This window comes from Flavobacterium sp. J27, assembly GCF_004303025.1.
In the GTDB taxonomy this organism is placed as follows: domain Bacteria; phylum Bacteroidota; class Bacteroidia; order Flavobacteriales; family Flavobacteriaceae; genus Flavobacterium.
This window is the reverse complement of the sequence record NZ_PJQW01000004.1, coordinates 45,954-68,923: the sequence shown is the minus strand read 5'-3', so window position 1 is coordinate 68,923 and position 22,970 is coordinate 45,954. Positions and strand designations below refer to the sequence as shown.

Annotated in this window: 20 protein-coding genes; 1 reads left to right on the top strand and 19 read right to left on the bottom strand. The window is 32.8% G+C overall.

Annotation, left to right across the window (positions count from 1 at the left end; all coding sequences use genetic code 11):
- Positions 1–121: 121 nt before the first annotated feature.
- The 5 genes from CX675_RS06725 to CX675_RS06705 all read right to left on the bottom strand — a co-directional run bounded on the left by CX675_RS06725 (position 122) and on the right by CX675_RS06705 (position 3,280).
- A complete protein-coding gene (locus tag CX675_RS06725; protein WP_130734460.1) occupies positions 122–667 on the bottom strand; it encodes a hypothetical protein in 546 nt (181 codons plus the stop codon).
- Positions 668–698: 31 nt separating this feature from the next.
- On the bottom strand, positions 699–1,085 hold the full coding sequence (locus CX675_RS06720; protein WP_130734459.1) for a hypothetical protein: 387 nt from the start codon (positions 1,083–1,085) through the stop codon (positions 699–701).
- 30 nt (positions 1,086–1,115) lie between these two features.
- A complete protein-coding gene (locus CX675_RS06715) occupies positions 1,116–1,718 on the bottom strand; it encodes a hypothetical protein (protein WP_130734458.1) in 603 nt (200 codons plus the stop codon).
- Positions 1,719–1,725: 7 nt separating this feature from the next.
- The gene (locus CX675_RS06710) at positions 1,726–2,409 is read right to left on the bottom strand and encodes a hypothetical protein (RefSeq protein WP_130734457.1); all 684 of its coding nucleotides are present in this window, start codon (positions 2,407–2,409) and stop codon (positions 1,726–1,728) included.
- A 109-nt stretch (positions 2,410–2,518) separates the two neighbouring features.
- On the bottom strand, positions 2,519–3,280 hold the full coding sequence (locus CX675_RS06705; RefSeq protein WP_130734456.1) for an N-acetylmuramoyl-L-alanine amidase: 762 nt from the start codon (positions 3,278–3,280) through the stop codon (positions 2,519–2,521).
- 645 nt (positions 3,281–3,925) lie between these two features.
- On the opposite strand from CX675_RS06705, the gene CX675_RS06700 reads away from it, so the two are divergent.
- The gene (locus tag CX675_RS06700; RefSeq protein WP_130734455.1) at positions 3,926–4,672 is read left to right on the top strand and encodes a DUF6261 family protein; all 747 of its coding nucleotides are present in this window, start codon (positions 3,926–3,928) and stop codon (positions 4,670–4,672) included.
- A 130-nt stretch (positions 4,673–4,802) separates the two neighbouring features.
- On the opposite strand, the gene CX675_RS06695 is transcribed toward CX675_RS06700, so the two are convergent.
- The 14 genes from CX675_RS06695 to CX675_RS06635 all read right to left on the bottom strand — a co-directional run bounded on the left by CX675_RS06695 (position 4,803) and on the right by CX675_RS06635 (position 22,959).
- Complete coding sequence (locus CX675_RS06695) at positions 4,803–5,870, bottom strand: DUF4157 domain-containing protein (protein WP_130734454.1); 1,068 nt, start codon at positions 5,868–5,870, stop codon at positions 4,803–4,805.
- A 137-nt stretch (positions 5,871–6,007) separates the two neighbouring features.
- Positions 6,008–7,552 carry a DUF4157 domain-containing protein gene (locus CX675_RS19975; RefSeq protein ID WP_205728613.1) on the bottom strand — a complete coding sequence of 515 codons (1,545 nt, stop codon included), beginning with the start codon at positions 7,550–7,552 and terminating at the stop codon, positions 6,008–6,010.
- 187 nt (positions 7,553–7,739) lie between these two features.
- Entirely contained in the window at positions 7,740–9,161 is a 1,422-nt protein-coding gene (locus tag CX675_RS06685) for an ATP-binding protein (protein ID WP_130734453.1), read from the bottom strand.
- On the bottom strand, positions 9,098–10,723 hold the full coding sequence (locus tag CX675_RS06680) for a contractile injection system tape measure protein (RefSeq protein WP_130734452.1): 1,626 nt from the start codon (positions 10,721–10,723) through the stop codon (positions 9,098–9,100). The genes CX675_RS06685 and CX675_RS06680 overlap by 64 nt, the downstream gene beginning before the upstream one ends.
- A 6-nt stretch (positions 10,724–10,729) precedes the next feature.
- The gene (locus tag CX675_RS06675; protein ID WP_130734451.1) at positions 10,730–13,198 is read right to left on the bottom strand and encodes a hypothetical protein; all 2,469 of its coding nucleotides are present in this window, start codon (positions 13,196–13,198) and stop codon (positions 10,730–10,732) included.
- 72 nt (positions 13,199–13,270) lie between these two features.
- Positions 13,271–14,335, bottom strand: a complete 1,065-nt coding sequence (locus CX675_RS06670) for a hypothetical protein (protein WP_130734450.1) — start codon at positions 14,333–14,335, stop codon at positions 13,271–13,273.
- Between the two features lie 33 nt (positions 14,336–14,368).
- Positions 14,369–18,511 (bottom strand): baseplate J/gp47 family protein, encoded by a 4,143-nt coding sequence (locus tag CX675_RS06665; RefSeq protein WP_130734449.1) that lies wholly within the window; start codon positions 18,509–18,511, stop codon positions 14,369–14,371.
- A gap of 20 nt (positions 18,512–18,531) precedes the next feature.
- On the bottom strand, positions 18,532–18,954 hold the full coding sequence (locus CX675_RS06660; RefSeq protein ID WP_130734448.1) for a hypothetical protein: 423 nt from the start codon (positions 18,952–18,954) through the stop codon (positions 18,532–18,534).
- Between the two features lie 24 nt (positions 18,955–18,978).
- Positions 18,979–19,395 (bottom strand): GPW/gp25 family protein, encoded by a 417-nt coding sequence (locus CX675_RS06655; protein WP_130734447.1) that lies wholly within the window; start codon positions 19,393–19,395, stop codon positions 18,979–18,981.
- Between the two features lie 53 nt (positions 19,396–19,448).
- The gene (vgrG, locus tag CX675_RS06650; protein WP_130734446.1) at positions 19,449–21,122 is read right to left on the bottom strand and encodes a type VI secretion system tip protein VgrG; all 1,674 of its coding nucleotides are present in this window, start codon (positions 21,120–21,122) and stop codon (positions 19,449–19,451) included.
- Between the two features lie 2 nt (positions 21,123–21,124).
- Positions 21,125–21,847, bottom strand: a complete 723-nt coding sequence (locus tag CX675_RS06645) for a hypothetical protein (RefSeq protein ID WP_130734445.1) — start codon at positions 21,845–21,847, stop codon at positions 21,125–21,127.
- Between the two features lies 1 nt (position 21,848).
- Positions 21,849–22,016, bottom strand: coding sequence for a DUF5908 family protein (locus CX675_RS19745; protein ID WP_165395990.1), 168 nt, complete (start codon positions 22,014–22,016; stop codon positions 21,849–21,851).
- A gap of 1 nt (position 22,017) precedes the next feature.
- Entirely contained in the window at positions 22,018–22,506 is a 489-nt protein-coding gene (locus tag CX675_RS06640; RefSeq protein WP_130734444.1) for a phage tail protein, read from the bottom strand.
- A 3-nt stretch (positions 22,507–22,509) separates the two neighbouring features.
- Positions 22,510–22,959: a phage tail protein gene (locus tag CX675_RS06635; protein WP_130734443.1), complete on the bottom strand. Its 450-nt coding sequence runs from the start codon at positions 22,957–22,959 to the stop codon at positions 22,510–22,512.
- Between the last annotated feature and the right edge of the window lie 11 nt (positions 22,960–22,970).

Below are 22,970 nucleotides of genomic sequence, written 5' to 3'. Positions count from 1 at the left end.
AACAACTATCTCATAAGACTTACTAAATCAGTAACAGAATACATAAAAATACTCTGTACTTCTAATGAAAAAAGAAACCATTTAGGAACAAAATCACACAATAATGTTCTTTGCACAATAGTTACAACGTAATTCCCACTAAAACCCCTACTCCCAATCCTGCTATACCGAAAAGTACTTTTTCAAAAACTGTTTTCCTTCTTTCGCGTTTGGCCGTTTTTTCCACAAGTTCTAAACTTTGGGTGGCACTTTCAAGACTTTTCACAGTATAATCTAATGCTTTTTGGGTATTTTGTAGTGTCTTTTGGGTTTTTTCATACACTATTTGATCTAAACTATCGGTTTGGGTAAAATTAATTTCCAATCTACGTTCTAAATCCATGTTTTTCCGAAGTGTTTCGGTATACTTTTCAATGAGATCTTTGGTCATTTTATTTTGGTCAATTGTACTTTGGTATACATTTTTAATAGCTAAAAAAGATTTTTTGTTCACCAAATAAACATCAGATGTTCTAAAGACATACATACTATCCTTTTGTACCATAAAAGGTTCTCCAACTCGATTGGCATAAGATTCTGGAATTTCGATTAATTTCGCGGCATTTCTATCTTGTCCAAAAACAAGGGTTGTAGTTATTAAAAGGAACGCAATTACTATTTTTTTCATGATTTATTTTTTAAAGTGGTAGAACAATCATTTATCGATGTAATCCAAAAAGACCTTCTAATAGTAGTCGATCTTTGTCCAATTTCTCATTAGTACGAGCAATAGAATCTTTAATGTTTTGCAAATCCTCCCAATCTTTAGCATTATTTCTTTGAAAAGTAAGTAGCAATGAATCTCGGGTGTGAATGAGGAAGTCTTTTTGTACTTTCATTTGCTGAAATTCGTGCTTTGTTCTTTCCAGTTGTTCTTGGGTAACCATAATAGAATCTGTTGCAAGTTGCAGTTCCTTTTTTGCTTTTTTTAATTCCGCAGTTATTATTTGCCAATTCGAATTAGAGGTAAACATAAAATAACCAATAATAATTAAAAACAACAGGGTAATACTTTGAAGGACAGTGTTAATTGAAATGTTTTTCATCTATTTTTTTTTAATCATCTTATTTGTGTATCAAGCAGTTTCATCTGCTACTTCTTCTTCCTCCTTTATCTTGTATTTTTCTTTATACAAAATGATTAGGTTGCAAAAAGAGATAATAAACCCAGCCGAAAATAAGTAGCATAGAAATAACAATAACATGAGCTGTACTCTATTTGTCATAATGCTTTTCTTAGTCCATGCTCTTTCTGAATCGCCAAGCAAAATCAACATCCGTTCATTTCTATCGGGTAAAAATCCATGGGTTTCTTTAAACCGTTCAAACGGATTGTTTTCTAGCAGTACATTTCCTATTACAATGTCTTTTTCTACATAGGGTAAGGTTTTGGCTTCTCTAGAAAAATAATAGGTCATGAAACTCGCTATAAAAAGCAGAAAAAAAAGTATAGACATGCGTTTCCATATTTTTATAACTTTGTTTTTTAACGAAAATAAAATGATAAAGCCTGCCATTACGGTAGCGATAAACACACCAAATTCCATCAAAAAGGAAGTATTTTCATCTGAAGAATACCAAGACGGTAAAGGAATAACCAAAGCACCAGTTACCGAAACAATCCAAGTACTTAGCAATGTAATTTCTTTCCAAACGCCTTTTAACTTAGAAACAATCATACAAACATTATTTAGGTATTTTTAAAACTAATTTTTGTGGCTCTCCCGAACCATCACTCATAATAAGATGGAGTTCTGCTGTACCAATGCGTCCGTCTTTTTCCAACCAAAATAAATAATAGCCTGGCACCACATCTAAAGACGCATTTTGCGTGGGTCTGTTAAATCGAAATCGCTTAATGTCTAATTCTTGTTCGTAAGATAATTTTCCAAAAACGAAAAATCCTTCGTCTTCATTAGAATCTACCGTCACTTTTATTCTGGTATTAGCATCGCTTGTAGGGCTGCTATAAATAGACTTTAACTTGGCATCATAATCTAAATAGACGGCATGTAAAATAAATTCTTTATTATCGATATTATTAAAATTTTCATATAATCTCGACAACGCATTTTGGGCTTCTTTTAAGGTTGCCATATAACTTTCGGTTAGCTTGTATTTTTTATGGCAGTTTTCTAGTGCTGGAAATAATTCTTTACTCTTTTCTTCTAGTTTACGAAAAGAAATAGAAAGACTATCCTCTGTTTTTGGGGATATTTTTTCTGCTAATTGATGTATGGTTTGTTGTGTGCTAGACAATAGTTCTTCCAGCTCATTATTGGTTGGTTTATAAGTTGGTTTATAACTAGAACAACTAGCTATAAAAACTAAAATACAAAACGAGAGTAACAATGGGTGTGTCTTTTTCATATATGAAGATTTTATTTTTTATGGGTCATATATGGTATCGCTTTCATGCCTGTTTGCTAACACAAAATAGTAATAGCGATGTCATATTTGTAGATTTATTGAATTAAAATTATATGGCTATTTTTTCCCAATCGAAGGCAGGTCCAATATCCCATTTACCAGAGGATCTATAATTAACATGCGAGACGATGCCTTTAAAATTGACTAACTCCTTTTCTTTTCCTGTTATATATCTTTTGTCTTCTGGTAAAAAGTTACTTGGAATGTTATATTCTGCCGTAAGGTAACGAAGTAACAGTTGCATACTATCGTATTGTTTTGGTGTAAACTTAGCATAATAAAGTTCGCCTCTAAAAGGAGTGTCTAATTGCGTATAATATTGCGTTTCTTCTAAATCACAATACACATCTGTATCGCTATACACTGTAACTAATTTATTGCCGATTCTTTTTAAGTAACCAATGTTTGACAATTCTATAGCAATAGATCGTTGGCTACCCGAAGTATTGCCTCCTATAGCTCCAGAACCTAAGTGGTAAGACCAATAAGCAGAAGACCACAAATTAAGTATGGTACCATCTCTCGCAATAATAAACGGAGTGGAAACACGATTATTGGGTTTTGACAAAGCGGCTACATCACCCTTTAAATAACCCGCTGTATAGTGCAATACAATTTGTGTTTTGGTGCTTTTTTCCTGATAATAAAACGACTTGTCTCCATTTATAGGTCTACACTGTAAGTAAGGCATGGATTGGTTACTTCCTTTTATAGGTATGTTCTTTTTAGTTAAAACAAATTGCTTTCCGTCGGAATCTTTTCCTGTTTCAAAAAAAGTTTTCTCATGATTGGGAATACTACTGGCTTTCATGTTTTTGTTTGCTTTACAAAGGATTAATGATACGATTGAAATGTATTCAAATGTACTTAGATGCCTTGGGAAGGACTGTTACAAAAACGTCAAATGAGAGGAATTTTACGACATTGGTGATACAAAATAGAAAATGAAAGTTTACCGTACATTTGTGACCCGTAAATGATTTTTCTATCTGTTTTCTTACCCATACTCTTTTTTATCTAGCTAGATTTTGGAAATTTGAATAGAAATGTATTCCGTTCTAATTGGATTTTGGAAATCTGAATAGAAACGCATTCCGTTCTAATTGGATTTTGGAAATCTGAATAGAAATGCATTCCGTTCTAACTAGATTTTGAAAATCTGAATAAAAATGCATTCCGTTCTAATTGGATTTTGAAAATCTGAATAAAAATGCATTCCGTTCTAACTAGATTTTGGAAATCTGAATAGAAATGCATTCCGTTCTAACTAGATTTTGAAAATCTGAATAAAAATGCATTCCGTTCTAATTGGATTTTGGAAATCTGAATAGAAATGCATTCCGTTCTAACTAGATTTTGGAAATCAGCTTATAATTTGTAAAATTTTTACCTCCTTTTTTCAATGCTGAGAAAAAAATAAATAATTTTAGTATTCAAATTAAACAAACAAATAGTCATGAAAAAATTACAAACAGTAAACTTAGGAAGATTGACAAATCTTGAGTTTGGACAACATGTAAAGAGCGTTAAAGAAGGGATTACAACCTTAAATGTGGTGAGCGATGCTGGTTTTACCAATTATCTAACCCAATTAGAAACCAGTATTGATACCTATGACAAAGCGCTAATACAGATTAGGAAAAGCGATGAAACTGAAAAAATTGCCAAAGCAGACGAAGCACGAGATACTGCTATTTCAGCTCTAATTCGCTATTTAAAGGTATTTGAATTAGCCGAAAACGAAGAAGAAGTACTTGCTTATAAAAGTTTAAATACTTTAATTAAAACCTACAAGAACTTACAAAATTGGAATTTTGAAGAAGAAAGTAACGGCATCGACAATTTGGTAACCGATTTAAACAATGCTAAGTATTTGCCGAGTGTAAACTTGCTTCATCTAAACAGTTATGTTACGAGGGTAGCCACTCGCAATGACGAATTTAAAATGCTTTTTGCTGGACGAACTATGAATGAAGCTTCAAAAGAAGTTTTTGATGTAAAAAAATTAAGAAGCGATGTAAGAACCCTCTACACCGATATGGTTACTTATGTATTTGCTATGGCAAAAAGCAAAGATACCGATGAGTTTAACCAAGCATTAAATGTACTTAATACCGTAAGGAAATACTATGCCGATTTACTAGCCAGAAGAAACACGACCTCAAACAACACTCCTGTAGATCCTATCCCACTTATGCAATAATAGTAGAGGCTGTCTAGAAAGACAGCCTTTTTTATGGAATGATTTAATTGCTGCTTTTTACTTCTTACAAATATAACCTATACTTGTAAAAAAGCCAATTTCTAAGATTATAGTTATCTAATGTAGCTTACTAATCCTCATATCCAAATTGCCTACGAATAAAATCTATAGCTCCACCAACAGTTCGGGCTGCTACAGTAATAAACCCCCTAGTTCTGGTGGATCCCATAATTGCTTTTTGAAGTGCAAACTCAAATTCTTCTTCAGTTATATCATCTCTACCAGGAAACTCCCTTTGAATAGCCCTCACTATTAATTCATCAATATCAGTGTGTCCTTCTCTAAGAAAAGCAGACAATTTTTTACCTAAAATAGTCAAACTTTCTCTTGTATCATCTTGTCTTTCATTTCTAATCCCATGAGCTTGCTCAAGGGTATCTAGGGCTTGTTCCACATTCAAAGCAGCATTTTCAGTTTGACCATGTATACCACCAGCCAATAAATGTTCTGCCGTTCTATCGGCGGGTTGAATATATCTTTTATAACGTTGATATAAATCGTGGATTATTTGTCCTATAACAATTAATAATCCAATAAGAGCAGCATATGCAAGAACATTAAAAAAACGTTGAATAGTTCCATTATTATTTACATCTACTGTTTGTAACTGAGTTGTTTTATTATAAAAATCTACTTTTGTTTGTAATGCTCTATTTCCCATTACATCCGCTTCCCTTTCCAAACCAAAATCATTATTAATTGCTACTTTACTTTTAAATTGCATCATTGGTTGTACACGCCCTTGTTTTTGTTGTACCACATGCCAAGCCTCATGTGGCAAGTGTTTTTCCTGCCCAGGTGCTACATGAATATCTGTACCTTGTGCATAAGCATACGCTTGTAATTGTGCTGGTTTGCTAGAGTTATAATGTACTTTTACATCATCCATACTATAACCAGATAAATTTTCAATACCTGATTTTAAGTTGTCTGGCAACCCTGTTTTGTTGGCTTTTCGTTGTATTGGATTTGTAGTATTCTCTGTAGAAACACTCATGGAGTCTTGTAACTTACGTTGAATGGTAGTAGACTCACGGTTGTCTGCTAATTGTGCCGTACCACCATTACTCAGTTCTTGCTGGACTTTTTGTATAGGAGCGGTTTCTTTTTCTTGGTTTTTATCGGTTTGTGTTTTCATAGTTTGTAAAACAAAATTCTTTATATTTTAAAAACTCTTCAGGGAAGTTTATTACTATTTGTGACTTTGTACTATTTTCTTTATTCTTATTTTCATAATGTTACTGCTACGAAGTCAGGAGACTTAGTAGAGCGGATTTAATAATCAAGTTCTTCTTTTAATTCAGTGTCTAATATTTCAAAATTTTCGTCTCTCAAGAAGAATAATTTTACAGCTTTTTTTATTGCTTTTTTCCTACCAAAATCTGTAACCTTTCCATTCTTGTCTCTTCTTTCTTTCAGTTTTTCCCATTGTTTATTAAATTCATCTAAATTTCCAATTTTTTTCAATGTTATTTTACCATACTCTCTTCCTTCCATCTTAACAAGTGTTGTTTCTGTTTTTAAAAATTCATAATCGTTTTCCATATATACTCCACTAGGTAATTTAGATATATCTCTTGGCTGGATTAATTCTCCATCAAAGTAAAATTCACCCCCTAAATTTGCGCTATGTTTACTGGCTAAAATTACAATTGTTTCTGCTCCAATTAATTTTTCTCCTGCCTTTGGTTTCATAAGTTTTTTTGCTTCTGAGCCCATAGAATACACAACTGTAGATCGGGTATTTGTTAAATCATTTTTTGTTGTTTTATAAGGTGTATAATATCCAAACTGTGGACCAGGCACAGGGTCAAATAATGATGAGAATATCTCTACATTTTTAAAATTTTCTTTTCTTAGATTTTCTGTAACATATCCTGCGGCAACAGCTCCTCTGCTATGCCCCCATATATGTATCTCACATTTTCCGTATGAAGCTAATTTTCCTTCTATTTTATTCTTTATAAATTCGGTCATAAACTGGTTAAGTTTTGCTATGCTATTTTTCCCTTCATCTTTCATACCTTTTGGTTTTCCATCATTAGTTGTACTTGGGCCTCCAGGTCCTGCTATATCAAACTCCTCAACAGTTGTCTTATCATCTGGTACTTCCGGATTCTGTTTTTTGGTTGCAGCTACTTCTAAATTTTCAACTTGATTATTTGTATAATTGTCAAATTCTGTTCTAGTTATATAATCATAGCTTGAACCCGCGAAATTTAGCCTTAAAACATACTTTTCATTTTCCTTTCTTTGTACAATAGAATTACTATTCTTTTCCTTTATTAAAGTTAGGTCTTGATTATTCTTAGCCTGCATTTGTATTGCTTTAGCTCCCATCACATCTGCTTCTTTTTCCAAGCCAAGATCATCATTAATATTTACTTTACTTTTTAACTGCCTTGTAGGCTGTACACGTCCTTGTTTTTGTTGTACCACATGCCAAGCCTCATGTGGCAAGTGTTTTTCCTGCCCAGGTGCTACATGAATATCTGTACCTTGGGCATAAGCATGAGCTTGCAATTGAGCCGGTTTACTAGAATTGTAATGCACTTTTACATCATCCATATTATAACCAGAGAGGTTTTCAATACCCGATTTTAAATTGTCTGGCAACCCCGTTTTGTTAGCTTTCTTCTGTATAGGAGTTGTGTTATTTTCAACAGCATGCATATGGATTCCTTCTAGAAGTTTTCGCTGATAAACCGTAGTTTCACGATTGTCTGCCAATTGTGCTGTACCGCCATCGCTAGCTTCTTGTTGCACTCTTTGCGCAGGAGTGTTTTCTTTTTCTTGGGTTATATTGGTTTGTGATTTCATAACTTTTGTTTTTTTATTATATTGGGTTTCGATACAATTTTTCTCCATTAGCATTCCAAAAAATCACTCAACCTGACGAACGTTTTACTTTTTTTGCGTCACATCGAGTGTTTTTTGTGCAGCGATAGTGGAACAAAAAATGTATCGAGATGCTTTTATAACAACTACTCAAATTCACCGTTTTTTATCAATTTAAAATAATCCCTTCTTTCTGTAATTCTTGCTGTATGGCAGTTTCTAGCTCTCTTAAAGATATGGTTTGCTGTTGTAGGGTTACGGCTCTTAAGGTGGCTTTTCGTACGACATTAACCATCACACCACCAGCTAAAGCATATTTTTCGGCAATGTTTCTTAAATCTATGGTTGGATCTAAGGGCAGTTTAGCAGAAAACGATTGTTGCCATAGTGTAAAGCGTTCCTCTGCGCTAGGTATTCTAAATTCTACCATCGATTGAAAACGACGCGTAAAAGCTTCATCGATATTTTCTTTCAGGTTAGAGGCCAAAATAACTACACCAGGAAAATCTTCTATACGTTGTAACAAATAACCTATTTCTTGGTTTCCGTAACGATCATTTGCACTAGATACTTGTGTGCGTTTTCCAAAAAGAGAATCGGCTTCATCAAAAAACAAAATCCAGTTGTGCTTTTCGGCTTGATCAAATACTTTTGCTAAATTTTTTTCGGTTTCTCCAATGTATTTAGAAACCACCATACTGAGGTCTAATTTATAAACTGGTCGGTTTGTACTTTTTCCAAGGAGAGCTGCCGTCATGGTTTTACCTGTTCCGGGTGGCCCATAAAACAGACTTTTGTATCCTGGCTTTAGGAGTTTGCTTAATCCTAAGTCCTGCATTAATACATCTTCATATGTTACCCAGTGTTGAATTTCTTGCAGACTATCTGCTGTTTTTTTACTCACTACAATATCGTTCCATTCCATACTTGTGGTAATAAGCTGTGCAGGAAAATCTTCGCTGTAGGAAGGATGATACGATTCACCACTTATGAGAGGTTCTACATATTCATTGGCTACTAGCCAAATACCGCTCAATCTAGGCATACCTTTTTTCTGTACACTCCCTTTAATTACCTGGCTGCTAGTTAAAATATGCGTTGGATTAAAAATATAATGGTATTGCAAACGTTTTCCTAAATCGTCTCCAGCCAAAATAAACAGAGCCGTTTCTGCTGTAGGAACTAAACCAGAATGTCCTTCTAAAAAAAGCCCTCCAAACTCGCTATACCTGCGGTCATAATTGGTGTTTTTGGTCATTAGAATATCTAACAATGCAGGTTTTATATGCGGAACCAAAGCTAATATGAGCACTAACCGTTCTGCGGGATTTAGCTTGTTTTTCTGCAAGAATTCGGCATAAAAACCGGCTTCATTGGTTAGGTTTGGAACAGGCAATTCTTCTATTGATTGATATGGAACTTCCTGATGAAAATGAAGTGCTAACCGAGTTTCTATAACTAAATTTAGCCAATCTAATTCTCGGGTTACTACTCTTGCATTTTGTTCGATTATTGTATTTAAAGCAACTACATCCATTCTACTACTATAATTTGGTTCATCCATGGTAATTTTACAGTGCCAAAACCCCATGGTATTTTTTCTAAGGTGATATCATATGTTTCTTTTTTGACTTGTAACAGCCAGTGACCGTCTCTACTGCGTAGCAATCCTTCTCTTTGCAAGTAAGAGGTGCGAAATCCGGCTATGGATAAGTTTTTCCAATGCGGTCCTCGCTGCATTACAGCTTGTAATAAACCATCGATTATAACCTTCTCTTCTTTTTTTAAAGGTTCTAAGGCAACAGTTTCTGAAAGTGGTATACCACAGAGTACTTTATTTAAAGGTAATGTTCCTTCGAACAGAGATGCTTCGTTATCATCAACTATATAATGCAAGAGACAAGCTGCTTTTGCTTTTGCAGTATCATCCTTAAATTCTTTATGATTTAGTAACTCTACATTTTCAAAAAACCGTTGCAAGAAAGGCCATAAAAGAACTAATCCTGCGTTTTGTACCGTTATAAAGTCGGTGTCTTCAAAAGTTGATTGCAATTGGTCTATAGCCATAGGCTTAGTATAAGGCTGAGCCTTTTGAATTGTTTTTTGTATGCGTTGAACATGTTCTGCAATAGGTTTTAAAAGTACTTTAGTATCAATTATTGAGTTTTTCTTGTTTTTCTCAACATCTAGACGTTTCAATACTTTTTCAAAATTCTTTAACAAATCGGAAGATACTTGTAAAAAAGAAGGGCTTTGTATAAATACATCTAGTTGCTTAAAAAAGGATTGCCAAGCGGTATCCTTACGATATTGTTTTTGCTGTTTGGTGATTAATAACTGAATTTGATTTCTTTTTTTGTTTTGATTCGCTGTATTATCTTTCGTTGCATAAATACCTAAAGTTAAAAGTGTTTGTGTTACGCTTACTTTTTGTAAAATTTCATGATTTTTGACTTCCGTTATCTGTTGAAAAATGGCTTTCCCAAAATTGGTTTCTACAGTAATATCATTCCATTTTATTTTATTTTCTTCTAACTTTTGTTTGACTTCTTTTAAGCCTTCATTTTTTAACTTGACTAAGTTTTGTATAGTAATATTGCTCAATAATTGAAGGCATTCCAAAATTTGATTTGATGTGCAGTTGTATAAAAACCGTTCTAGATATAATGAGTTGAAACGTAGTTGAGATAGTATTTTTATAAAAGTAGGTTCCTGTGTTTGAATGAGTATGTTTACTTGCTCCTGTAAAAACGTTTTGCTAGTTGCTGAAACCCACCAAGGTAAAAGTCCTGTCTTTAGGAAATAGCTCATTACACGTAAAGGTGTTTGCTGTGCTTCGATTTTCTTTTCTAAAATTACTTCTGTAATAGTTTGTGATGCTTCAACTTCTTCAAATACTTGTTGGAATTTTTCTTCAAATACAGTTGTCAAATCTTTCATTTCTAGCACGCCTAAATCAATGGTTAGGGTATCTATCTGAACTGATTTTTGGTGCGCATCTCCATAAGTCCTGCTCAATATCTTATCGATTATTGGAATCCATTGTTCTCTATATAAAAGACTTAGCTTTTGTTGTTCCTCAAATACATTAGCTGTTATAGGCAGTTGTATTTCTAAAATCTGCTTATTAATAATATGTTTTTGATGGTTCATAAAAAGCTATTTTGAGTTGTTAATACGTCCTAAAAAGGCATGGAAGTTTTTGTCAAAATCTTGCATTTCTTTGACATCAAACCACTTAATATATGTAGTAATGTGAGCAGGTGTTTCTTCTCTTACCGTTTGTTCTACAAATTTTCTAAATGAAGTATTTTGATATCTTTCCATCCATTTTGGGAAGAAAAAAGTTAACTGTAGAGAATAAGGATCATTTGGTACTTTTATTGGCATCCATCTTCCAATACTTTGTTCTTCGCTAAAAGGCACTCCTATTTCAAAACCATTTTCAGTTAAAGCAAGTACTTGGTGAATACCATTATAATGTTGAGTTTGGGTTATTTCTATAAAATCACCTACTCTCAGATTATTTTTACCGACCTCGCAAAACGTTCTATCTGATGAGGAGCTAACTTGTATAAAAGCACCTATATTTTCGGTTTTTATAAAATAGCGTATGTCTTTCTTTCGTTGCCAAAAACCAGTAGTAGAGGCTTCCTGAAAAGGAGCTTCTATTTCAAAATAGTGCTCTCCAGCATTAATGATAGTATAATTTCCTTTATACATTTCACTAGCTGTAATTTGAATTTCTTCACCAGCTTTTAGCATATGATTGATGGCCATACAGCGTGTTAATGCATTGTTATTTTCTACGATTTCAAAAGCAGTAATTTCTTGCAAAGTATAGGATACATTAAGAAGAAATGGATAGGCTTTACGTGGTCGTAATAGAACATGTTCTACCATATGAAATCCTTCGGTAGCGCCATCACCAATATTTCTACGGGTATATTCTTCTATTCCTAATTTTCGTGCAATGCGTTTTTCTAAACCTGAAATATTATTATTTTGCCAATAGGTTTTAGTATAATCATATCCTGTAGCTCTATTAGCACTTAAAATAGGATATTCTTTTAAGAAAGTAGCTTTATCTTTGAGTAGCTTTTTAGCTGCTACATGTGCATCATCAGAAACATCTTGCAACAACATACCGTATCCAGTAAATTTTTCACCAAAACGTGCTAGTAAATGATTTAGAAACTTATTTTTACGTTTTAAACCTTCGGTTGAATCGGTTGTCATTTCTTTAAGATAGTCTTCATAGCTTTCTTTGCTTACTAAAACCTCTTCTATGCCTGCTACACTGTCTAGTAACGATTGGTTGAAATAGGTGCGGGTATCTTGATTGTCAAAACTCATTAGTTTTTTAAAATTAGCCAACTGTGAGAAGTTATTAGCTAAGAGTTGTTCAAATAAGACTAAATAAGCTTTTAGTTGTTTGGCATGTGCTTTTCTACTTTCTGTTGCTCCATCAGGCAACCCAATTGTACCTATACCATAGTTTGAAGGAAATTGATTTTGAATTGAAAAATAGTTTTCTAAGTGTTGTTCTTTTGTTTCTTCTGTAATAATATCACGTTCCTTTAGGGGTAATTTTTTAGAAAATCCTTCTTTTTGTTTTTCGTTATATAAGGTTTTAACAAGTGTTTTATCTATATTCACCGTTAGTCCTTGAGCAGTAAAAGATAATTTTTCTAAAGTACCTTCAACATCAAGTTTAGGTACTTTTTTTGCATCTAGCGGTAAAATCCAGGTTTTAACTAGATTAGATCCTGTAGCTAGAGCTAATTCGTCAATCGCTAAAACTTCTACCTCATCCATGATTTCACGTATAATATCTGAGGTTTGTATTTCTTTTTTTCTCTCGTGTTTAAGTAATTCTGCTTCCTCTATAAATCCATGATCAAGTGCGGGACCATCAAAGATTTCTTCTGTTTTCTTTCCTCTTTTCAACAACTCCTGTAAAGTATAGAAAGGAATTCGCGGAGACAAATTTGTTGCTACTCTATGTAATATAGCGACAACCAATTTATTAATATCATCTACAGTATCAGCAATTTCAATAGCTCCTTCTAGTCTAATTTGTTGTGTTTCTAGAATTTTTACCTCCTCAAAATCTTCGCATATTGAACGACTTGCTTGTAATCTATCTTTTACATTAGTTAGTAATTGAGTACCAGAAATCTCAAACAAATCGTCTATTTCAACAAAAACATTATATACTCCTTTAGGAACAAACGTTTCTTGTATTTCATTATTGGTTCCATTTTGTATTACTTTTTCTACCCAAGCATTCTTTACCCCTTCAATATCCATTACTGTTTTTCGCCAATCTAATAAAGTAACTGGTTTAGTGGATAATATAGTTGCTGCACTATACAAGTTTGAATACGAACTATTCGTATTACTGCCTAGTAACTCTTTAATATCATAATCCATTCGATATGCCAAATCAGTGATAGCATAGCATACTTGTTCTAGTATTGTAATACCTGGATCGTGGATATTATGGTCAGTCCATGTGTTTCCTCCTAATTGTTGAATTAATTTTATTCCTTCTTCACGAAGGAATTCATAACTCAAAGCCGAGTTTTTTGGTACTTCTTTGGATATAGTTACTAAGTCTGTCATCTTATCGTATATTTTAAGTTTAATCTAAAAAGAGTATTATCCTTTTGATTGTAAGCTGTTTTTTATTTTGTATTAGAGTTTAATAATGTAAGCTAAGACATAATAAGGGGGTCTGTTTTCATGAGGTTGATCACCTCCAGTTGGGTTTGTTTTAAAAGAATGGCTGTGTATACCTGCACTAGCTGTATCTCTAGTTAAAGCACCATAATAAGCATTCGAACTTCCTGTTCCTGATCCATCTCCTTTTTTTGTTGCACCAGTAAAACTGTGTTTATGATCTCCTGAATTATTAGTAGTTCCTGAATGACTGTGAGCAGGAATTTGCTCTGAGGTAAGCACTATATTATTAGCCCCTCCTGTTTTTCCTATTTCATTATAGTCTGCTGTATTTTTATCAAATCCAACTATAAATCTTCCTGATAAATCTGGAGTATTATTAGTTCCATCACATATTGCCCATCCATCAGGAGCTACTTTTCCAGACCACATAGAGATTAATCCTTTTGGAAGTCGGGTATCAATATATGTTTTTACTGCTTTTTGTGTAGGTACTTTTTTATCACTTGCTGTTGTATTCCCTAAATCTGGTTGGATTGCAACTTCCTGAATATTTGTAGCAGAAAAATTTCCATCAACATGTAACGCCCCTTTTATTGAAACACCGTTTTGTTGCGTGACTTCTAAAATTTTAGTATGTTCATTAGTGGTATCAACTACTGCCAATAGAGAAGCTTCATTATTTCCTTTTATAGTTAGCTTTGCAGTTGGCTCTATAGTTCCAATTCCAACATTACCAGTAATCGATTTGATAAACAAACGACTTTTTCCAAGACTATCTTTAATATTCAATCCAGGTTGGTTCGTGTTAGGATCTTTTGGGTCAACTCTTGGATTAAGATTAAACGACCAATCAGGGATGTCTTCACTAAAGTTTCGATACAAGCCCAAAATATCCTGAGTTCCTACATCTTCACCTTGTGCTTCAAGAGCTAATGGATTCCCTTGCAGTTTGACTATTCCATCTTCAACCTGATTAATACCTGCCTCAATGAAATCTGCAAATTGTTCTTCTGTAGGCTTAGCATTAGCTTTAAAATAGTTTTTCAGTTCTGTGCGGTTTTTTTTATCTTTTTCCATGTGTTTATTATTTTATATTTTTTTACGATTTTGTTATACCTTTTTGTTAACAGTATTGGCTACCTCAAAATCCAGTTGTATTTGCATGTAATTAATGCCTTCAAAACTTTCTTCGTCATAGCCTTTTTCATCTACTATATCTATAGAATGATTGGCTGCAGAAACCATCACCATATCTGGACGAGAAGGTATTACGATAGGTTTACCATCATTACTATTTCTAACATCTGTAAAGTTGATACCGTCTTCACTTTGAAATAATTTTAAATTGGCTACATAATCTATATAAGGTCGTTCTGCAATAAAATTGATGAGTACACTAGCATGGAGATTACCGCCAATATTTATATCACTATCGTGATCGTAAGCCCAAGGAGACAAAAACCGTTTTATTTCTTCTATCAATTTATCTTTATAAAATGCTGGATCATATTCTGGATAAAACTTTACAGTACATCTAGTTAACACCTGTAAGTAAAAAGGATTAATAACTTCTATTTCTGCATGAATAGGGGCGTGATTATTCAAAAAGTTATGAATTTGAAATAACGTATTTGAGGCTACTTTTGGTGCAAAAGGATTAAAAGGAAGTCTCCCTTTAATATCAGGTATAACAATAACATCTACCTTTCCTAATTGCTCTTTAGATGGAATGCATTTTGCTTTATAAATTTGAGGAAATTCATTCAATACCATATGTTCATAATCCCACATCGTAAGCGCTCTATTTTTATGACGAAGTCTTTCACTAATACGCTCATAGATAATATTACCTTGTTCCATTGGTTTTCCTTTGCTAGAAGTGAAAGGTTGACTAATACTTGTAATTTCAGGAATAGGATTTAAAGATTCGGTAATTGTATGTGCCAACAGCGGTTTTTCAAAATGAGATGGAGCGATTACTGCACTAGAAAACGTTGCGCTAATTACTTGACTTTTAATAGTGATTGTATCAGATACTCCAGTAATTCCATTTGAAGCACTTATTTTAAGCCAATGTAAATCTTCTGGCATCAATGTACCACCTGTTGTGGCATCTTTTGGAATATTAATTTTAACAACTCCTGTATTAACCAATCCATTAGTACCATCTGTTAAGATTGCAGCTGTTTTGAGAGCGATCCATTCATTGTTTCTCAAATAACTCCATTGTAATTTTGGTTTTTCTACATCTGGATTAGCACTTCCTTCCGCCATTTGAAATAAGATTGATATTATTTGCGGGACTTTTAGATTTTCTATACCTACATAAAGAGTACCCTCATCATCATATTTTGGTAATAAACTAGGTTGTAGTGCTAGATCCAATGGATTAAAACCAAAAGGATGAACATGGTAAAGCCTATCATGATCATTTTTTGTAGTGGTTTGTTCAACTAAAATATCGGTATAAGCAACATAGCTAATCTGCATTTTTTTAAGCTTAGGTTGAAAAGGTGTTTCAATTTTTAAACTTTTTATTTCTGGTTTAACAGAGAAAGCTTGTCTCGTAAACAATGTATTATAAACTGTGTGCTGAAAGTCTAGTGGATTGAGTTCTAATCTAAAATAACGATCCCAGTTGAGTACTTCTTCTTCATCTATTATAGCATTGGTCCTTGACTTATAATTATAGTTTGGAGTGTTCTTTTCTATTTTTGATGCTATATTAGTTACATTAATTTTACCTTTATCTGAAAATAACGCTATAGTTTCTATGGGTACCTCAGCATTTTTGTCATGAAAAAAAAGATTCGCTTTAAAGTCGGTATTCTCTTTTATGATATAGTCGTTAACTGGAAGTGTTGGATTATCTTTATCAATTATCCAATAATTTTTGTAATATTCTTTAAAAGATTCTGGTTGTTTTACCCATTGTAAATCCAAATGCAACTGATCTAATTTTTTTAAGCAAATTTCTTCATTTGCTAAGTAAAAACTATCACCAATTTCGGGTTGAAATCCAAAAGGTTCAAATGGTTTTTTTAAATCAATAGTATACTGATCATTTTGTAAAGTGATATTGTTAATATTTTCAACATCTACACGAATGTGTGTTTTTTTCAATCCTAGATTGGCTAGTTCTTTATAATAGCTTTTATACTTATTCTGTTCTAAGGGTTCTTCTAAAAAGTGATTTAATAGCACTACCATTGAAGGGTGTTCAGATTGTATAAAGGAAGGTGCTTTGTTTTTTTCAAAGGGTACAACAGGAAAGTCTTCTTCTAGGAGTTCAATTTCTATTTTTAGTGCATTTAAGTACACTTGATTAGCTTTATATTTTTGGGATACACCTAAATGGTCTGTAAGATCACCCACTTTAATTACCTTTACTTCAGTTTCAGAAATAAATTCTTTTATTTCATAAATAACGTTGGCATCGCTTACTATATAGTTACCTACATCTTCCAGAATAAAATGCTTTCCTGTTTTTATTTTAATAATTGAGTTTTCAACTACTATATTGAAAATACCTTCAGATTCTAATCCTAAATAATTTCCTAACTTAAAAGATACTTTTTTAGGTGTAAACCATTTATTGCTGGTTGTGAGTTGTACTTCAAAAGGATTCTTTTTATTTAAAATGGCTTCTAAACTTTCTATATCTGTATTTTGTAGTCCTAAATCTAACACTACTGATAATGTTCTTTTACCTTCTTTTACGAGCAAAGTAGGAGAACTAATAGCAAAACCTATTGATGCAGTTTGTAGTGCTTGGACGGTTTTAGTTTGTGTTCTATTACCAAATGTCTTGAAACGCTTACTTTCTTCTTCCTCTCCATATTCACTAAAAGTAAAAGCAGTAGCATCAGATGTTGCATAAATATCAGAAAAAAATTCTATGCTAGGTGCCGCTAAACTTATAGATTGTACTTGACGATCTGCAAATTCTAAAAGACGGTATACTTTATTCCAATCCGCAGCTGAAGCGTTTTGATCTTTACTTATTTTAACAATACTATCAAAATTTTCTGGATTAAGTTTAAGATGCTCCTCTATATATTCTGTAGCTAAATCTGCATTCTGATCTACAGCATGTAAATCTTCATAAAGCGTATCAAAAGAAACTTTATGTCCTTTGTATAAAGGCAAATTATCTCCTGGTTCAGGATTTCCATATACTTTTTTTAACATTGTATCAAACCCTTGTTCTTCATGAATCGCTTTTAATTCCTGTTGCCTTGTGTATTTAACTTTTTCTTTGTAAGCCTCTTCTAGAAGAATGTATACCTCCTGCCAATCTACCAACAAACCTTCTTTTTCTTCTTTATTTTTAAGAACAATTGCATTAAAATCTGCAATCGAAAGAAACAATTGTTCAGTTACATAAGAAATTGATTTAACTTCATTATTCTGTACTGAATTAATTAGTGCATCAAGATTGTTTACATCTTCTGGCAATTCGGGAAGTGGATTTCCAGGATTTGGATGCCCTAATGCAAATTCCAACATATTGGTAAATCCTAAATCGTGAGTAGTTTTACTATTTAAATGTGCTTCTTTTATGGTAAGAAATTCTTTTTCTACAAAAACATTTTTTAATTCTGCAATTTTGGCTTGACTGATAACAGTATCTTCATTAGTGGTATAGTGCAACTCATTCCCCTCTTCATCTTCTCCTGCCAACAATACCGTTCCTTTTTTTACTTCTAAAGTAGCACTATTTTCTACTAATTCTAGTAAAACATGCACTACATCTGGAATTGCCTCTTTAGGTGTAAAACCTAAACGCTCTTTAAAATAAAAGTCGAGATGCTTTTGTGTTAATCCATTAATCTGAGATTTTACATGGTTTAACAACTTCAAAAAAGTCATAAATAATACTAGATGAGGTTTTGATAACTTTTCCTTTTTTTCCTGATCCTTTAGAAATAAATCTGGATTTTCTACATAGCTTGCTAATTGGGTAGCCCATTGTTCACGTAATTTTTTTCTTTGGCTACCCGCTTCTGGTTCTTTATTATAAGCTATTGGATCATCAATTAAAAAAGACTCCCAAGTTTCTCCAAGTAACACTTCGTTATTAGTATTAAAAAAATGAAGTTCTTTGGCTAAACGTTGTGCTTCAGCAACTAACTGTTCCATACCACGATCTTCTATTAGTATGTAGTTTGGTTGAATGGCGTCTGTTTTACGATCTTGCTGACTGGTTCCATCCCTAAAAAGGAGGTTTTGAGATTTTAAACTATTCATCATCTTTTCTGAAACTATATTTATTAAGTGGCCTTTATTTTAGTACTATTTGTTATAAATTCTCCTTTAACCATATACAATGGTAAAGGATCAGGGGCATTTGTAGGTGGTGGTTGTTTTGCTGGGGTTTCTACTTCAAAAATGGCTGTAAATAGCTTCCCTTTCAAAATAAGACTTTTGGCACCACTTTTGGCTTTTTTAGTTAATTGTTCAGGACTTAAACTTTGTATTTTTAATTTTCCAGAACCTGGCATTATATAGGGAGACACAGTATAAGAACAGGATATCTCTACTTTCTTTTCATCACCTTCTACACAAACTTTCTTCCCATTAATAGTTGTTTCTCCAGTAGCTTTGATAACAGTTATTGGTAAAGGAGGCAATAACATAATAGGTCCTGAACTTGAGAAAACAACATGATCACCATTCTTAATTATTTGGTCCATTATTTATTCGTTTTAATTCGCTTATTAAAGAGTAAAAGCGTTCGCTGAAGCTTCATTAACGTAAAAAGGATAAACCAAATTGAAACGATTATTTGTAGTACGCACAATATAATCTATTCCTATATGTACTACTCCATTTTCTAAATCCACTTCCTTGATAGTTACTTCATTTACCTTTATTCTTGGTTCATAAAGAAGTAATGATCTTGACACTATATTACTAATATCGTTCACAAAGCGTTGATCTACTTCTTCAAACAAGAAACGGTTAAGATCACACCCAAATTCTGAGTGCATTACTCGTTCATTTACTGAAGTAGACAATAGAATTTGAAGGCTTTGCTTGATATCATCTTCTCCTGAAACCATTGCTACTTCTGTTCCTCCAGATGCAAATGCAGGAGGAAAAGCCCAACCACTTCCTAAAAATTTATTTTCCATACTCTAATAATTGTTAATTCTAGCTGTATCTTGTGTTTGTTTTTTATTCTTTTTTATAATAAATCGACTTTCTTACCTTTAATTTTAATAGTCCCTTTTGCTTCAATATTAAAATTACCCGCTGTTTTAATTTGGCAGTCTTTTATACTTGTAATCGTTATTCCGTTTTTATTTAGCTCAATTTTATTTCCGTGAGCATCTTCTAAGTTGATTTGTTTTTGATTGTGATCTATACAAATTTTATTTTCATTTGTATTGTCTTTATCTGCTGTAGAGAGCGTTATTTTTTCTTTTTCTTCGTCAAAAAACAATTGGTAATTCGATTTGGTAAAAATTCCGCTGTGCTTATTGTTATTGGTAATCGCACTAGGTAATTTGTTTTTAGTTTTACTATACATTGAACCAATTATAATTGCCTGTCTTGGATCGTCATTTAAAAACCCTACTATTACTTCATCTCCTATTGCTGGAGGAAAAAACATTCCATGATTAGCACCAGCATCAAGAGAAGTATACTTGGCATATACTTCTGAGGAAACACCACTCTGATAAAAAGCAGGAATATTTAACAATACAAAAAAATGATGATCTAGATCTTCTTTGTACCCTTTTACAATTCCTACCTGTAACCCATTTACTCCTGGAAGTAAACCTGCAGCTTGTGTGGCAATCACATCTTTATTTGAGCTAAACCAAGTTGCTTCCATACCAATTTGTAGATAAGTACACCAACCTTCAATTTTATCATATACTTGACGTACACCAGATATAATATGTTTCCCACTAAAATGACTTACTCTTAGTAGTTCTATAGTTTGTCCAACCTTTATATTTCCTTTGCCTTCTATTTTGATAGCGCCTTGTATTAAAGATAGTCTCGATTTCATTATTTGTGCATTGGACCAGGACTGGAGTTCTGTAGGATCTAATGATACTGGATGAACAAGTTCGGATGATTCTGTTTCAATTGCAGCAGTTATTTGAGACATTTTATCATTAGTACCTCCTAATTTATATTCTTTTCCTTTTAGTGGTTTTGTTAATGCTTGTTTCTTTATATCCCATCCTACAGCTGTTACATTTTTATTTTGATCCTGTCCATTGAATTTTAAATCGAAATCATACAGATTCATACCAAACTCTAAGGTTAAAACGGGCTTTTGGATTTTGGGTTGAAAAACTTCTATTTCACCATCATTAGCAACGACTAATTGTCCGTTGGCTTCTGCTCTAGACAACATAAAGTCCCAATCTGTAACATAATATTGTATCATTTGCGCGTGCCTAGATACTGTATTTTCAATTCTTCCTGCCTTTAATTTATGTTTTTCAACTAAGTTTTTTATAATTTCTTTATCCGTTTTGTTTTTATAAACATTGCTATTTCTTAAAGCTGTCATTTTTAAAGAGGTATCGAAAAGTTCGATTGTTAAAATTGACCTGCTAGCAGAGCGTTCTAATTCTTGATTAACAACAATACCTTCAAAAACTTTCTCCTCTGTATCTAATTCTCCTTCTTTTTTTAAAAAAATTTCCATTTTAGATCCAGGCAAAAAAGCATTATTATCTAATGTTTTGAATTCTTGTTTCGCAACACTCCCATCATATAACTTAACTTCTGCAATAGGAATTTTATTGAATTCCTTACTTGTATCTATAGAAATAAGTCTATAAGTACCTAGTTGTAATATGCGTCCTCCGCTTTTTATCGTTTCTGTTATAGCCATATTTACTTTTCTATTGGAGGAAAATAAATTTCTTGTCCTGGTTTAAGATTTCTAAAATCTTTTAAATTATTAACACGTGCCACCTGCATATAGTAATTGGGTGAACCATAAATATTTTCACACATAAGTGGCAATTGATCTCCATCTTTTACTATTCTATAATGTGTTAAATCTGGTGACTCTAATTCTCCATCTATAACTTGTGCAACTGGCAAATCATCTTCGATAAAAGATACTGATAACTCAGCTCTTAATGGATTACCATTTCTATCAAACAAAGTGTAATTAATATCCAAAGATGTAAGTCTGCATCGATAATTTAAAGTTTTACCCCAACTAATGGTAAGATGTGGTGTTTCATGGGTTGAACCATTTCTTCTTACAATAAATTTTAAAAAATCATCAATCCTGTCTGATACGGTTTTATGGTTATTAAAAATTTTATTTATCCCTATTACATGTGCATTTTCACTTACTTGGGTGTCATCGAAAATAAGTTTCATACTTATTGATGTTGGTTCACTATTTAAATAATCTACTGAACCTTGACTTGAAACATGTAATGGTGCATTAAGGTATTTGTTATTATATTTTTTTTGTACAGATTCTGGATTGAACATAACCTCAAACACTTTTTTAGTCCTTTCTTCTCTTGTGGCAGTCTCATAAGAATAAATTCTCAGCTTTTGAAGTTTAAATGGATTTAATTTTGCAACTATTGACATACTATCTACGATTTTTCTTTTTCAATATCTTTAACACCTGATCTACACATTCTTGGATCACAATTTCATTATTACTAGCACTAGAATACCCTTGACTGTTTTCTGCTCCTGATGGCGCCTTGCTAGAAACAATAGCTTTGATTATTATTTCTTTAATTTCTACAGCCATTTTATAATCTTAAAATTTGAAACCTAGTATAAGCTAATTCCATGGTATCTACAGCTACCGAGTTAGACTGAGCATCTAAATCTGACACAGACCATTTTGCAGGATAGGCTTTTTTGAAAAGCCATCCTCCAATAGGCACACCACTCTCATTAAACATTGTAATTAATACATCTGATGGATAGAACTTATAAAATGAAAATGCGGCATTAAACTCTAAATTTAATGGAGAAGGTATTTCACTAGCTATAAATCCGCGTTCTAGTACTAAATTGTTATAACTCATTCTACCAGGCACACGATGCGAATGTAAATTTTCCCCACCTTCATTAATAGTTTCTAAGTGTACTTCTGTACTAATACCACTAACTCTTTGAAACCTTAAATCTATTGGATTTGGCATGATACCTCCTGTTAAGAAAAACACACCAAACCTATGTGATAATGTAGGTTCTCTGTCTGCAAAATTTATTGCTTTTAATATGTCTGACATATCCTAATCTTTATTATATTTTATCCTTAAATCGTGAGCAATTAAATCTAAACTTTCTATCGCTACATCATTAGTACTTGCTCCAAATGAAGGTGCGTCTAGTTTTAGGGGAAGTGCTCGTGACACTTCCCAACTTACAACTGCAATACCTGTTTCATCGCACAGTTCTATTCTAATGTCTTTTTTTATACCAGACATCATCCAATCATATAAATAGCTTCGCTGTCTAACAACTCCTCTTTTCAAACTAACATTAATTGGTTTCTGCTGTGCACGAATCAAATGATTCCCCACAAGCCAACTAAATCCATGTTTGTATACTACATGCTCTCGTTCAATTTCTAATCCTGAAATTTCTGAAAAAGACATTACCTCACTACCATTAATGATTACCTGATAGTTATATACTGGTAATGGATAACTATCTATAATTGTTTTTTTATCTAGTGCCATTAAAAGTCATT

Excerpts from the sequence above, each read along its gene's own strand:
- CX675_RS06725 (WP_130734460.1), bottom strand. The coding sequence starts at position 667 with ATGAAAAAAATAGTAATTGCGTTCCTTTTAATAACTACAACCCTTGTT.
- CX675_RS06720 (WP_130734459.1), bottom strand. The coding sequence starts at position 1,085 with ATGAAAAACATTTCAATTAACACTGTCCTTCAAAGTATTACCCTGTTG.
- CX675_RS06715 (WP_130734458.1), bottom strand. The coding sequence starts at position 1,718 with ATGATTGTTTCTAAGTTAAAAGGCGTTTGGAAAGAAATTACATTGCTA.
- CX675_RS06710 (WP_130734457.1), bottom strand. The coding sequence starts at position 2,409 with ATGAAAAAGACACACCCATTGTTACTCTCGTTTTGTATTTTAGTTTTT.
- CX675_RS06705 (WP_130734456.1), bottom strand. The coding sequence starts at position 3,280 with ATGAAAGCCAGTAGTATTCCCAATCATGAGAAAACTTTTTTTGAAACA.
- CX675_RS06700 (WP_130734455.1), top strand. The coding sequence starts at position 3,926 with ATGAAAAAATTACAAACAGTAAACTTAGGAAGATTGACAAATCTTGAG.
- CX675_RS06695 (WP_130734454.1), bottom strand. The coding sequence starts at position 5,870 with ATGAAAACACAAACCGATAAAAACCAAGAAAAAGAAACCGCTCCTATA.
- CX675_RS19975 (WP_205728613.1), bottom strand. The coding sequence starts at position 7,552 with ATGAAATCACAAACCAATATAACCCAAGAAAAAGAAAACACTCCTGCG.
- CX675_RS06685 (WP_130734453.1), bottom strand. The coding sequence starts at position 9,161 with ATGGGGTTTTGGCACTGTAAAATTACCATGGATGAACCAAATTATAGT.
- CX675_RS06680 (WP_130734452.1), bottom strand. The coding sequence starts at position 10,723 with ATGAACCATCAAAAACATATTATTAATAAGCAGATTTTAGAAATACAA.
- CX675_RS06675 (WP_130734451.1), bottom strand. The coding sequence starts at position 13,198 with ATGACAGACTTAGTAACTATATCCAAAGAAGTACCAAAAAACTCGGCT.
- CX675_RS06670 (WP_130734450.1), bottom strand. The coding sequence starts at position 14,335 with ATGGAAAAAGATAAAAAAAACCGCACAGAACTGAAAAACTATTTTAAA.
- CX675_RS06665 (WP_130734449.1), bottom strand. The coding sequence starts at position 18,511 with ATGATGAATAGTTTAAAATCTCAAAACCTCCTTTTTAGGGATGGAACC.
- CX675_RS06660 (WP_130734448.1), bottom strand. The coding sequence starts at position 18,954 with ATGGACCAAATAATTAAGAATGGTGATCATGTTGTTTTCTCAAGTTCA.
- CX675_RS06655 (WP_130734447.1), bottom strand. The coding sequence starts at position 19,395 with ATGGAAAATAAATTTTTAGGAAGTGGTTGGGCTTTTCCTCCTGCATTT.
- vgrG (WP_130734446.1), bottom strand. The coding sequence starts at position 21,122 with ATGGCTATAACAGAAACGATAAAAAGCGGAGGACGCATATTACAACTA.
- CX675_RS06645 (WP_130734445.1), bottom strand. The coding sequence starts at position 21,847 with ATGTCAATAGTTGCAAAATTAAATCCATTTAAACTTCAAAAGCTGAGA.
- CX675_RS19745 (WP_165395990.1), bottom strand. The coding sequence starts at position 22,016 with ATGGCTGTAGAAATTAAAGAAATAATAATCAAAGCTATTGTTTCTAGC.
- CX675_RS06640 (WP_130734444.1), bottom strand. The coding sequence starts at position 22,506 with ATGTCAGACATATTAAAAGCAATAAATTTTGCAGACAGAGAACCTACA.
- CX675_RS06635 (WP_130734443.1), bottom strand. The coding sequence starts at position 22,959 with ATGGCACTAGATAAAAAAACAATTATAGATAGTTATCCATTACCAGTA.